Genomic DNA, 12568 nt, shown 5'->3' on the forward strand with positions numbered 1-12568 from the left:
ATGTCTACGATCGATACGACTGAAAAACGCGAGCGCGGTGACGCCGCGTTGTTCGACGCCGCCGTGCTGGTGGCGGCGATGCGCGCGGCCTTCCGCAAGTTGGCGCCGCGGCATCTGTTGCGCAGCCCGGTGATGGCGGTGGTGATGGGCGGCACGGTGCTGGCGGCGGTGATCACCGCCAGCGGCCATGGCAATGCCGGTTTCGGCTGCGCGGTGACGGCGATCCTGTTCGTCACCGTGCTGTTCGGCAATTTCGCCGAGGCCATCGCCGAGGCCCGCGGGCGTGGACAGGCCGCCTCGTTGCGCCGTGCGCGCAAGGATCTGGTCGCACGCCGGGTGGAAACCGCACTCGGCGGCCGCGAGACCCGCGTGCCGGCGTCCGAACTGCGCCCGGGCGACTACGTGATGGTGTCCGAAGGCGAATTCGTCCCGGCCGATGGCGAGATCGTGCGCGGTGTTGCAACGATCAACGAAGCGGCGGTGACCGGCGAATCGGCACCGGTGCTGCGCGAGGCCGGCACCGATCGCAGTGGCGTGATCGGCGGTACGCGCGTGCTTTCCGACGAGATCGTGTTCAAGGTCACCGCCGAACCGGGGCAGAGTTTTCTCGATCGCATGATCGCCCTGGTGGAAGGCGCCAACCGGCAGAAGACGCCGAACGAAATCGCACTCACCTTGTTGCTGGCGGCGATGACGCTGACCTTCCTGATCGTGGTCGCCTCGTTGCCGGCAATTGCCGGTTTCGTCGGGGTCACGCTGGATCCGTTGTTGCTGATCGCATTGCTGGTGTGCCTGATCCCGACCACCATCGGCGGGCTATTGCCGGCGATCGGTATTGCCGGCATGAACCGCGCGCTGTCGGCCAATGTGCTGGCCAAGTCCGGCAAGGCGGTGGAAGTGGCCGGTGACGTGGACGTGCTGTTGCTCGACAAGACCGGCACCATCACCTATGGCGACCGCCAGGCTACCGCGTTCCATCCGCTGGCCGGCATCGACCGTGCACAGCTGCGCGATGCGGCAATGCTGGCCTCGCTGGCCGACCCGACGCCGGAAGGCAAGTCCATCGTCAAGCTGGCGCGCCAGCAGGGTGCCGTGGCGGTCGAGCCGGAGGACGCGCATTTCATCGCCTTCACCGCGCAAACCCGCATGTCCGGCGTGGATGTGGCCGGGCGCAGCATCCGCAAGGGTGCCGGCGATGCGATCGTGGCGTACGTGCAGGCGCAGGGCGCCACGGTGTCGCCGGAATTGAACGGGCGCATCGAGGAAGTCGCGCGCGCCGGCGCCACCCCGCTGGTGGTGGCCGAAGGCCGGCATGTGCTGGGCGTGGTCGAGCTGAGCGACGTGGTCAAGCAAGGCATCAAGGAAAAATTCGCGCAGCTGCGTGCGATGGGCATCAAGACGGTGATGATCACCGGCGACAACCCGCTCACTGCTGCCGCGATTGCCGCCGAAGCCGGCGTGGACGACTACATCGCCCAGGCGCGCCCGGAAGACAAGCTGGCCCGCATCCGCGCCGAGCAGGCCGGCGGGCGGCTGGTGGCGATGGTGGGCGACGGCACCAACGATGCGCCGGCGCTGGCCCAGGCCGACGTGGGCCTGGCGATGAACTCCGGCACGCAGGCGGCCAAGGAAGCCGGCAACATGGTCGACCTGGATTCGGATCCGGCCAAGCTGCTGGCGGTGGTCGAAGTGGGCAAGCAGCAGCTGATCACGCGCGGTGCGTTGACCACGTTCTCGCTGGCCAACGACGTGTCCAAGTATTTCGCGATCCTGCCGGCGCTGTTTGCCGCGGCGATTCCGTCGATGGCCGCGCTCAACGTGATGCAGTTGTCCAACCCGCGGCATGCGGTGCTGGCGGCGTTGATCTTCAATGCGCTGATCATTCCCGCATTGATCCCGCTGGCCTTGCGCGGCGTGCGCTTTCGTCCGTCCAGCGCCACGGCCCTGTTGCGCCGGAACATGCTGATGTACGGCGTGGGCGGCGTGTTGCTGCCGTTTGCCGCCATCAAGTTGATCGACCTGGCGCTTGTCGCCGCCCTGGGAAACTGAGTCATGACCACTTCTTCAAACACCCGCATGTCCGCTGCGCTGCCGTTGCGTGACGACGGCGCCCTGCGCGGTTCGGTGATGCTGGCGTTGTTCGTCCTGCTCGGCCTGGGCCTGAGCTATTCGTTGATCGCCACCGGCATCACCGGCGCCTTGTTTCCCGCGCAGGCGCATGGCTCTCTGCTGCGCGATGACGCACGCGTGGTCGGCTCGGCCCTGGTGGCCCAGCCGTTTGCCGATGCGCGCTATTTCCAGCCACGCCCCTCGGCGGCCAAGTACGACCCGACCGCGGCGGCCGGCAGCAACCAGGCGCGCTCCAATCCCGACCTGCAGGCCCGCATCGCCGCCACGCGCGCCGAGGTGGCGGCGCGCGACGGCATCGCGCCGGAGGCAGTTCCCGGCGAATTGCTGACCCAGTCCGGCAGCGGCCTGGACCCGCACCTGAGCCCGGCCGCGGTGCAGGTGCAACTGCGCCGCGTCGCCACCGCGCGCGGCTGGCCGGAACAGCGCGTCGCCGCGCTGGTCCAGGCCGCCACCGAACGGCCACAGTTCGGCCTGCTCGGGCAGGCGCGGGTGAATGTGCTGGCACTGAACCTGGCGCTGGATCGCGCCGGGAATGGGGAGTCCGGAATCGGGAATGGGTCAAAGCCACAACGCTAGATCTGTCAGCTCGCGGTAGGCTCCACACATCCCCAATCCCGACTCCCCAATCCCGGCCTTCATGATCGACGCCCGCACCCAACAAGCCGACGCGCTGATCGGCGAACTGCAGCGCGAACATGGCGGGCGTCTGACGGTCTTCCTGGGCGCCGCGCCGGGGGTGGGCAAGACCTACGCGATGTTGTCGCGCGCGCGCGAGCGCCTGCGCCAGGGCATGGACGTGGTGGCCGGAGTGGTGGAAACCCATGGCCGCAGCGAGACCGCCGCACTGCTGGATGGCCTGCCGTTGCTGGCGCGTACCCGCATCAGCTACCAGGGCCGGCAGCTGGAAGAGCTCGACCTGGACGCCTTGCTCGCGCGCAAGCCCAAGCTGGCCCTGATCGACGAGCTGGCCCACCGCAACGTGCCCGGCAGCCGGCACGAGCGGCGCTGGCAGGACATCGTCGAACTGCTCGATGCCGGCATCGATGTCTACACCACGGTCAACATCCAGCATCTGGAAAGCCTCAACGACATCGTGCTGCGCATCACCGGGGTGCGCGTGTCCGAGACTGTGCCCGATGCGGTGTTCGACCGCCTGCGCGACATCGTGCTGGTGGATCTGCCGCCGCGCGAACTGATCGAACGCCTGCAGCAGGGCAAGGTGTATCTGCCCGAGCAGGCGACCCAGGCCTTGCAGGCGTTCTTCTCGCCCTCCAACCTCACCGCCCTGCGCGAGCTGGCGATGCAGACCGCGGCCGACCGCGTCGACAGCGACCTGCGCGACACCCAGGCCGCGCGCGGACTGCCGGGCACTGCCGCCTTGCGTCGCCGCGTGGTGGTGGCCATCGACGGGCGTGGCGGCTCGGATTATCTGGTGCGGGTGGCGCGGCGGCTGTCCGAGCGGCGCGACGCGCCGTGGACGGTGGTCACCGTGCAGACGCGCACCGTGGCCGATGCCGCCTGGCAGCTGGAGATCGACCGCGCGTTTGCACTGACACGCCGGTTGGGTGGGGATACCGCGCTGCTGCATGGCGCCAACGTCGCACAGGCCTTGCTGGATTTCGCTGCGCAAAACGGCGTGTCCACGCTGGTGCTGGGGCGCACGCGCGAACGCCCGCTGGCGCGCATGTTCAACCGCACGCTGACCCAGCAATTGCTGCAGCGGGGCGCGCATTACGAACTGGTCATCGTCAGCTCCGCCGATGCGCGTGCACGCGCGCGCCAGCGTTGGCGCAATCCGCGCCAGTGGCTGCAGCGCTACGACCTGGCGTTCGCGGCGATTGCCGCCGCTGCAGCGGTCGCGGTGGCGTGGGTGATCCAGCGCTGGACCGACATCGACGACCTGTCGATGGTGTTCATCGTCGCGGTGGTGCTGGTGGCCTCGCGCACACGCATGGCCGCCGCGGTGATCGCCGCGCTGCTGAGTTTTGTCGCCTACAACTTCTTCTTCATCGAACCGCGCTTCACCCTGCACATCAGCGCGCGCCAGGGCGTGGTGACGGTGTGCCTGTTCCTGATCGCCGCCCTGGTGGCCGGCCGCCTGGCCTCGCGCCTGCGCAGCCAGGTGCTGGCCCTGCGCGCCGCCAACGCGCACGCCAACGCGCTGCAGGCGCTGGCCCGCGAGCTCAGCACCGCCGCCGACCTGGGGCAGGTGCTGGAAGCCGGCCGCCGCGCGCTGGCCACGGCACTGGATGCCGAGGCCTGGTTGCGGCTGGAGCAACGCGAGAGCGATGCGCCGGCCAGCTTCGGCGCACTCGATCGCAGCGCGGCGGAGTGGACCCAGCGCCACGGGCAGCCGGCGGGCCACTTCACCGACACGCTGGCCGGCGCGCAGTGGTGGTGCCTGCCGGTGCGGCACGAACGTGGCAGCCTTGGCGTGGCCGCGTTGCGCTTTCGTCAGAGCGTGCAGCGGCCCGGCCTGGAGCAACGCCGGCTGGCCGAAGCGATGGTGGAGGACATCGGCCAGGCCGCACTGCGTACGCGCCTGGTCGCCGATCTGGAGGGCGCGCGCGTCAGTGGCGAAACCGAGCGCCTGCGCTCGGCATTGCTGTCCTCGGTCTCGCATGACCTGCGCTCGCCGCTGGCCTCGATGATCGGCTCGGCCAGCAGCCTGGCCAGCTACGGCGATGCGATGGACGCGCACGACCGCCACAGCCTGCTGGACACCATCCAGCTCGAAGGCGAGCGGCTGGATCGCTACATCCAGAACCTGCTCGACATGACCCGGCTCGGCCACACCGGGCTGACCTTGAAGCGCGACTGGATCGGCGTGGACGAGTTGATCGGCTCGGCCACGCGGCGGCTGCAGCGCTACCAGCCGGCAGTACGGCTGCACCTGGAGCTGGCCGCCGACCTGCCGGCGATCTGGGTGCACCCTGCACTGGTGGAACAGGCGATCTTCAACGTGCTGGAGAATGCGGCGAAATTTTCGCCAGCTGGCGTGGCCGTCACCGTGCAGGCGCGGCTGCAGGCCGGCGCCCTGCAGATTGATATCGGCGACCAGGGCCCCGGCATTCCCGAGGACGAGCGCGCGCGCATCTTCGACATGTTCTACAGCGTGGAGCGTGGCGACCGCGGCCGCCATGGCACCGGGCTGGGCCTGACCATCTGCCAGGGCATGATCGGCGCGCATGGCGGCAGCGTGGAGGCGCTGGCCGGCGCCGATGGTCACGGCACCACGATCCGCATTACGCTGCCGTTGCTCGTTCCTGCCGCGCCACCTCGCCCCGATGCCGACTGACCCCACTGCCATCCCGCCTGCCCGCGTGCTGATCGTCGACGACGAGCCGCAGATCCGCCGCTTTCTCGACATCAGCCTGCGCGCACAGGGGTATCGCGTGCTGCAGGCCGGCACCGGCGAAGAAGGTCTTGCGCTGCTGGCCGGGCAGGGCGCCGAACTGGTGGTGCTGGACATCGGCCTGCCCGACCGCGACGGCCACGAGGTGCTGCGCGAGATCCGCCAGTGGTCCAGCGTGCCGGTGATCATGCTCACCGTGCGCGCCGGCGAAACCGAAAAGGTCGCCGCGCTCGATGCCGGCGCCAACGACTACGTCACCAAGCCGTTCGGCGTACAGGAACTGATGGCGCGCATCCGCGCGCTGCTGCGCCAGGCCGGCGCCGCCAGCACGGTGGAGGAGAGCGTGTTCGACGACGGCCGCCTGCATATCCATCTGGGCCTGCGCGAGGTCACCCTCGATGGCGAGGCGGTGCCCTTGAGTCGCAAGGAATACGCCCTGCTCGCGCTGCTGTTCAAGCACGCCGGCCGCGTGGTCACCCAGCCGCAGCTGCTGCGCGAGGTGTGGGGCCCCACCCATGAAGACGACACCCATTACCTGCGCATCCTGGTCGGCAAGCTACGCCAGAAACTGCACGACGATGCCGCCGCCCCGCATTACATCGTCACCGAACCGGGCGTGGGGCTGCGCTTCATCGGGGTGACGCGCTGAGGCGGTAGCGTCACTCGAGCGGTGGCAGCACCTTGCCCGGATTCAGGATCCCGTCCGGATCCAGCGCGGCCTTGATCGCACGCATCGCCGCCAGCGTCGGTGCGCTGAAGGCCTGGGCCATGAAATCGCGCTTGGCCACGCCGATGCCGTGCTCGCCGGAGAGCGTGCCTTCCAGCGCCAGCACCAGCGTAAACAGGCGCGGCAATGCGGCATGCGCGCGTGCGTCCTCGTCGGCATCGGCCGGGTCGTACATGATGTTGACGTGCAGGTTGCCATTGCCGGCATGGCCGAAAGCCACAATCGGCAGCGCGAACTCCGCAGCCAATGCCTCCACGCCGGCCACCAGGTCGGGAATGCGCGACACCGGCACCACCACGTCTTCGTTGATCTTGCCGGGCTTGATCGTGCGCAGCGCCGGCGACAACGCGCGGCGTGCCGCCCACAGCTTGTCGCGCGCGCTGCCATCGGCGGCCACGTCCAGGCTCACCACGCCCTCGCCATCGGCGGCATCGTGCAAGGCCTGCAAGGCATAGGGCAGGGTGTCGTGATCGCCATCGGCTTCGATCAGCAGCATCGCGCCGGCCTCGGGCACGTCGCTGCCATTGCGGCGCAGTAACGCGATCGCACTGGCGTCCATGAATTCCAGCATCGTCGGCGTGGTCGGTTGTGCCATGATGCGCGACACCGCCGCCGCGGCGCTGGCCGCATCGCGATACAGCGCGCGCAAACCGGCTTGTGCGATCGCACGCGGGGTCAGCTTCAAGGTCGCCTCGACGATGATCGCCAGGGTGCCTTCGCTGCCGATCAAAAGATGTGTGAGGTCGTAGCCGGTGGAGTTTTTGGTATACGCACCACCGCAGCGGATCACCTCGCCGGTGCCGGTCACTGCGACCAGGCCGAGCACGTTGTCGCGGGTGGTGCCGTACTTCACCGCGCGCGGGCCGCCGGCATTGGTGGCCAGGTTGCCGCCGACGCTGCAGATGTCCGCGCTGGACGGATCCGGCGGCCAGAACAGGCCGTGCGGCTGCAGGGCCTGCTGCAACTCGCCATTGAGCAGGCCAGGTTGCACCACGGCGCAGCGGTCCTGCGGACGCAGCGCAAGGATGCGGTTCATGCGCGCCATCGACACCACCACGCCGCCGGCAAACGGCACTGCCGCACCGGTGGTGCCGGTGCCCGCGCCACGCGCCACGATCGGCACGCCATGCGCGCGACAGGCCTGCACGATCGCCACCACCTCCGCGGTATCGCGCGGCAGGGCAACGGCGGCGGGCAAGGCGCAGCGGCGCGAATCGTCCTCGCCATGGCGACGCCGCGCGTCGGCGCCGGTGAGCCAGCCATCGGGGCCAAGCCGCGCGGCCAGCAAGTCGGCCAGGGCAGTGGGGAGTACATCGGTCATGACAGGTGATCCTGTGGTGCCGCGCGCTGGATGCATTTCCATCCCAGCACCGCGACGGTGAGCGGCAGCCAGACCCAGCGCAGCTCGGAGAGCAGCGTGGCCAGGCCGCGCGCATTGAAGAAACCGGTGGCGAACGGCGACACGCGAATCGGGCGCCACGGCGCGAACCAGCGCGCTTCGCTCCATGGCCAGGCCAGCGCAACGCCCAATCCGCCGGAGGTCATCGCATCCAGCAGCGGATGCGAGGCGGTGCAGAGGAACAAGAATGCCGCCGCCTGCAGTGCGTCCGCACGCAACGGGCGATGCGCAGTACCGCCCAGCAGCGCGATCAGCCCGGCGAACAGCAACGAGTGGCTGGCGCCGCGATGGCCGAACGCATCGGCGTACGGGACATGCAACGCGAACGCCAGCACATCGGCATCGGGCACCATCGCCGCGACGATGCCGGCAGCGAGCAGGCGCGGCGACAGGCGGCCGCGTTCACTGGCGCACCAGAGCGCCAGCGGCACCGCGGCGTGGGTAAGGATGGTGGGCATCGCGCGTGGGTCGTTGTCAGCAGTCGTCGGCGCGGAAGGCGTCGCGGATCCAGTTCAGCGCCGGCGGTTCGCCGCTGGCTTCCACCACATCGAAGCGGCACGGCAAGCTCGCCAGTGCCGGGTGATAGGCCAGGAACAATTGCGCGGCCAGCACCAGCTTGCGGCGCTTGCGCGCATCCACCGACGCCGCGCCGCCGCCGAAGCGGTTGTCGCGGCGGTAACGCACTTCCACGAATACCAGCGCCTGGCCGTCGCGCATCACCAGATCCAGTTCGCCGCCGCGGTAGCTGGCATTGCCCACCACCAGCCGCAGCCCGGCCTGCTCCAGCAGCGCGCGGGCGGCCGCTTCCACCGCCGCACCACGTTGCTGACGCGCTGCCGGCATGGCGTCAGCGGCCGTCGGCGATCGGCACCGGGCGGCCACCGTTGAAGGTGGACCAGGCCGGGGTGCGCAGCACGTTGCCGAAGCCGTCCAGATGCAGGGTGCCGGTGGCGCCGCGCAGCCCGCCATCGGTGCCGGTGGCGAGCTTTTCCAGATACGCGCTGATCTTCCAGGCGTCGTAGCCGAACGCGAACAGGCGCGCGCCCGGCCCGCGTGCGCTGGGCAACGTGCTGGCGACCTGGGTGGAGGCCGGCAGCCCGGACACGCCCAGGGCGGTCCAGGTTTCGCTCGGGTAGACGATGCCGTCCAGGGCCAGGTCGTCCTCGATCTTGCCGGTGCCGGCCACCAGCTGCGAGGTGCCCACCCGCGACTTGCCGGCGAATCCGCTCAAGGCCAGTTGCGGCGCCAGTGCGCGCGCGGTGTTGCCACGCACTGCCAGGAACACCGCGTCGGCGCTGCCGTAGTTGCGCAGCTGCGCACCGATGTCGCCTGGCACATCGGCCACGCTGATGCTGCCGGCGATGGTGCCGCCGCGCTCGCTGAAGCGGTCGCGGAAGGCCTTGATGGTGCGCTTGCCGTTGTCGTCGCTGGTGCCGACGATCAGCACGTTGCGGCGCTCGCGCGCGAGCAGGTACTCGGCAGCCATGATGCCGTCGTCTTCCGGCGCCAGCGAAAAGCCGGCGCTGCCGCTGGGCGGCGCCTTGTTGTCGGTGGGGCGGTTGAGCGCCAGCACCGGCACCGCGAGCTGGCCGCGTGCGAACAGCGCGCTGACCTCGTCGCGGCCCAGCGGGCCGACCACGTAGTCGACCCCGGCACCCACGGCCTTGTCGTAGGCGGCATTGGCGCCGGCGGCAGTGCCGGCGGTGTCGAAGAACTGCACCTCCGGGCGGCGGCGGGTTTCGGCGTAATAGCCGGCCAGCAGGCCGTCGCGCACCGGGGCCGAGGCGGTGGCCAGGTTGCCGGTGAGCGGCAGCAGCACGCCCAGCTTGACCGGCGGGCGATACCCATCGCGCTCGGCCGGCGGGCGCTTGCTGGTGTCAAAGCCCCATTGCGCATCGCGCTCGAACGCGCGCGGCAGCGCCAGGCCGCGGCTGATCATGGCCCGCCCGGCGAAGTTGTACAGCGGATCGCCCGCCGGCAGCGCCGCGGTGCGGCTCTTCAGCGTGGCGTCGTCGAGTGCAGCCAGCAGGCGCACGATCGCGCGCTGGTTCTCGCTGCGCGCGGTGCCGCTCAGGCTGGCATCGGCGCGTGCACGTGCGGCGGCCGCGCCGTACAGGTCGCCGGTGGCTTCCAGCGCCGCGGCATGGGCCACCAGCCAGCGCGTCTGCAGCGGCTGGGGCAGGCCATGCGGGCTGTCACCCAGGGCCTGCAGCGCCTGGGCGCCCTGCTTGTCGAGCACTGCCAGTTCGCCGGTCAGCAGGTTGAAGCGGGCGCGGTCGTCGCCGCTCAGGTGGCGCGCATTGACCTGCGCGAGCAGGGTGCGTGCGCGCGCGTCGTCGCCGGCGTCGTGCCAGCCGAACGCCGATGCCGCCAGCAGCCGGCTGCGCTGCGCACCGCTGGCGCCGGCGGCCTCGGCTTCCAGCTGCTGCGCCGCCTCGCGCGGCTTGCCCTGGTCCAGCAATGCCAGCGCCGCGCTCTGGGTCGGCGAGGCGGTCTGGGTGACGCTGCTGGTGGCACAACCGGCGGCCAGCATCACCATCAGCGACAGGGCGGAGATCCTTGCAACACGCTTGTTCATTTCAGATCCATTGGACGGGGCCCGCCGGGGCGGACCGTTAAAAACGCTACGATTCTACCCTTTGCCCTACGGAATACCGTCGATGACCTCCCCCGGAACCCTGCACGTGGTCGCCACGCCGATCGGCAACCTGGCCGACCTGTCGCCGCGTGCGCAGGAGGTGCTGCGTGGCGTGGCCGCGATCTGCGCCGAAGACACCCGCCACACCCGCCAGCTGCTCGGCCACTTCGGCATCGACCGCCCATTGCTGGCCCTGCACGACCACAACGAAGACGCCATGTCCGAGCGCATCGTCGCGCGCCTGCGCGAGGGCGAGTCGCTGGCCATCGTCAGCGACGCCGGCACCCCGCTGGTCAGCGACCCCGGCTTCAAGCTGGTGCGTGCCGCCCGCGCCGCCGGGATCCGGGTCAGCCCGGTGCCGGGCGCCTGCGCGGCGATCGCTGCCCTCAGCGTGGCCGGCCTGCCCAGCGACCGTTTCGGCTTCGAGGGCTTTTTGCCGGCCAAGAGCGCCGCGCGCCGCGAGCGCCTGGCGCACCTGGCCGGCGAGACCCGCACCCTGGTGTTCTACGAATCTTCGCACCGCATCGTCGAGTCGCTGGCCGACCTGCGCGGGGCCTTCGGCGACGAGCGTCCGGCGGTGATCGCCCGCGAGCTGACCAAGCTGTTCGAAACCGTGCTCGACGGCACCCTGGCGCAGTTGCAGGCCAGGGTCGAAGCCGACGACAACCAGCGCAAGGGCGAGTTCGTGGTGATGGTGCAGGGCGCCGCCGACGCCGCCGAAGGCCAACTGGCCGAAGGCCGCCGCGTCTACGCCAAGCTTGCCGAACACCTGCCGCCGTCCACGGCCGCCAAGCTGGCCGCCGAACTGACCGGCGCGCCGCGCAAGGCCTTGTATGGCGGCTAGGTGTGCCGTTGCAGGAGCAGGTATACGTGCATTGGGATTTTTCTCGGTAAGGCCTTTCGCGCCCGGGTGCGCTCCTACGGGCAATTGCGGGCTTGCCGGCAACGGCGGGGGAAATCGCGGCGCCGTTGTGCACGGTGGCGATAGCGTATAGTGCGCCCCGGCGGAGTCGGCCAGACAGTCGCGTCACTCGCAAGGGTGCCGAGGAAAGTCCGGGCTCCATAGGGCAAGGTGCCAGGTAACGCCTGGGCGGCGCGAGCCGACGGAAAGTGCAACAGAGAGATACCGCCGAACGGTCCTGCCACCCCATTGCCGCCTTCTGAACGAGGCGGGCTCGACTTGACGGCGAAGCCGGGCAAGTGCCTTCCGGAGACGGCAATGGGGTGGCAGGGCGCGTGGTAAGGGTGAAATGGTGCGGTAAGAGCGCACCGCGAGTCCGGTAACGGACCGGCACGGCAAACCCCACCTGGAGCAAGACCAAATAGGGATCCATTGGCGTGGCCCGCGCTGGATCCGGGTAGGTTGCTTGAGCGCTGCGGTGACGTAGCGCCTAGACGAATGACTGTCCACGACAGAACCCGGCTTACCGGCCGGCTCCGCCACCTTGCTTTGGGCATCGCCCAAAGCTAAGGCGCCCACGCTTCGTACCGCCGGTGGCGGTACAAAACGCGGGTCCCGCTCCGGGCATGCCAGAACCCCGCGGCGGTCGCCGCGCCCCCTTGACTCGAGGGGGCTTGCACTCGGTGAGTTACCCGGTGCGTTCAGCGGTTTGCGATCAACGTGATTTTGCTGCTTCGATCGTTGTTGCCTGGCTTGGGCTTTGCCCTCGCGGCTGGCATTCGCTTCGCCTGCGTTGACGTTGGCGCTTAAGCCGAACGAGCGGGTGAACAGCTGGCGCTTAGCCGAACGAGCGGGTGAACAGTTCGTCCAGGGCGTCGATGATGGTTTGGCCCTGGTCTTTCAGGGAGCCGGCAGGTGTGCTGAGCACCGCCAGTGGCACCGAGGTCATTTCCAGCGGTTGCAGGATGACGCGTTGGCCGGCGACGGTGAGTTCCGGGGTGAAGCGGGACGGGGTCGGGGAGTGGCTGGACTTGACCACCAGCGGCACCACCACGCGGCGCGGTGAGGCGTCGAAGATTTTCGACTGGACGACGACTACGTAAGGGATGTGCTTGTTCTGGCCGACGTTTGCGTAGACATCGAACTGGTCGGTCATAGCGTGGAGAACTCGTCGGCGAACGAGCCATGCGCGTCGGTGAAGGTCTTCCATTCACTTGCAGCGCGCTGCAATTCCATCGCCCTGGCGCTGTGGCTGTCGCGCTCTTTGGTGACGTAGTCGGCCAGCAGTTCTTCGACCTTCGCCGACAGGTTGCCGGTCATCGCCCGTGCCTGCGCGGCCAGATCCGAGTTGATGGTCAGGTTCAGCGGCTTCTTTTGCGCGGAACTGTCGTAGTAACGGCTCATGATTGGCCTCCCGT

The 12568-nt window shown here is 69.4% G+C and carries 11 protein-coding genes and 1 other RNA gene; 6 read left to right on the forward strand and 6 right to left on the reverse strand.

Annotated elements, in window-relative coordinates:
* From kdpB to C0541_RS02420, 4 genes are all read left to right on the forward strand, one after another.
* Positions 1-2049, forward strand: a complete 2049-nt coding sequence (kdpB, locus tag C0541_RS02405; protein ID WP_115045512.1) for a potassium-transporting ATPase subunit KdpB — start codon at positions 1-3, stop codon at positions 2047-2049.
* A gap of 27 nt (positions 2050-2076) precedes the next feature.
* The gene (gene kdpC, locus C0541_RS02410) at positions 2077-2706 is read left to right on the forward strand and encodes a potassium-transporting ATPase subunit KdpC (RefSeq protein WP_115045513.1); all 630 of its coding nucleotides are present in this window, start codon (positions 2077-2079) and stop codon (positions 2704-2706) included.
* 61 nt (positions 2707-2767) lie between these two features.
* On the forward strand, positions 2768-5428 hold the full coding sequence (locus tag C0541_RS02415; protein WP_115045514.1) for a sensor histidine kinase: 2661 nt from the start codon (positions 2768-2770) through the stop codon (positions 5426-5428).
* The gene (locus C0541_RS02420) at positions 5418-6134 is read left to right on the forward strand and encodes a response regulator (RefSeq protein ID WP_115045515.1); all 717 of its coding nucleotides are present in this window, start codon (positions 5418-5420) and stop codon (positions 6132-6134) included. Before C0541_RS02415 ends, C0541_RS02420 begins: the two co-directional genes overlap by 11 nt.
* A gap of 10 nt (positions 6135-6144) precedes the next feature.
* Here C0541_RS02420 and C0541_RS02425 read toward each other — a convergent pair whose 3' ends face one another.
* Genes C0541_RS02425 through C0541_RS02440 form a run of 4 tightly spaced genes read right to left on the reverse strand, consistent with a single transcriptional unit; the run spans position 6145 to position 10189 of the window.
* A complete protein-coding gene (locus tag C0541_RS02425) occupies positions 6145-7533 on the reverse strand; it encodes an FAD-binding oxidoreductase (protein WP_115045516.1) in 1389 nt (462 codons plus the stop codon).
* Positions 7530-8069 carry a metal-dependent hydrolase gene (locus C0541_RS02430; RefSeq protein ID WP_115045517.1) on the reverse strand — a complete coding sequence of 180 codons (540 nt, stop codon included), beginning with the start codon at positions 8067-8069 and terminating at the stop codon, positions 7530-7532. Before C0541_RS02430 ends, C0541_RS02425 begins: the two co-directional genes overlap by 4 nt.
* A 16-nt stretch (positions 8070-8085) precedes the next feature.
* Positions 8086-8454, reverse strand: coding sequence for a YraN family protein (locus C0541_RS02435; RefSeq protein ID WP_115045518.1), 369 nt, complete (start codon positions 8452-8454; stop codon positions 8086-8088).
* A gap of 4 nt (positions 8455-8458) precedes the next feature.
* A complete protein-coding gene (locus C0541_RS02440) occupies positions 8459-10189 on the reverse strand; it encodes a penicillin-binding protein activator (RefSeq protein WP_115045519.1) in 1731 nt (576 codons plus the stop codon).
* Between the two features lie 82 nt (positions 10190-10271).
* Between C0541_RS02440 and rsmI the strand changes: the two genes are divergently transcribed.
* Together rsmI and rnpB are read left to right on the forward strand one after the other, a co-directional pair.
* Positions 10272-11093, forward strand: a complete 822-nt coding sequence (gene rsmI / locus C0541_RS02445) for a 16S rRNA (cytidine(1402)-2'-O)-methyltransferase (protein WP_115045520.1) — start codon at positions 10272-10274, stop codon at positions 11091-11093.
* Positions 11094-11255: 162 nt separating this feature from the next.
* Positions 11256-11692, forward strand: an RNA gene (rnpB, locus tag C0541_RS02450) — RNase P RNA component class A.
* 296 nt (positions 11693-11988) lie between these two features.
* On the opposite strand, the gene C0541_RS02455 is transcribed toward rnpB, so the two are convergent.
* Together C0541_RS02455 and C0541_RS02460 are read right to left on the reverse strand one after the other, a co-directional pair.
* Positions 11989-12306 carry a CcdB family protein gene (locus C0541_RS02455; RefSeq protein WP_115045521.1) on the reverse strand — a complete coding sequence of 106 codons (318 nt, stop codon included), beginning with the start codon at positions 12304-12306 and terminating at the stop codon, positions 11989-11991.
* The gene (locus C0541_RS02460) at positions 12303-12554 is read right to left on the reverse strand and encodes a type II toxin-antitoxin system CcdA family antitoxin (RefSeq protein WP_104598393.1); all 252 of its coding nucleotides are present in this window, start codon (positions 12552-12554) and stop codon (positions 12303-12305) included. Before C0541_RS02460 ends, C0541_RS02455 begins: the two co-directional genes overlap by 4 nt.
* Positions 12555-12568 lie beyond the last annotated feature (14 nt).

The sequence above is a fragment of the Xanthomonas arboricola genome (assembly GCF_003353015.1).
In the GTDB taxonomy this organism is placed as follows: domain Bacteria; phylum Pseudomonadota; class Gammaproteobacteria; order Xanthomonadales; family Xanthomonadaceae; genus Xanthomonas; species Xanthomonas arboricola_E.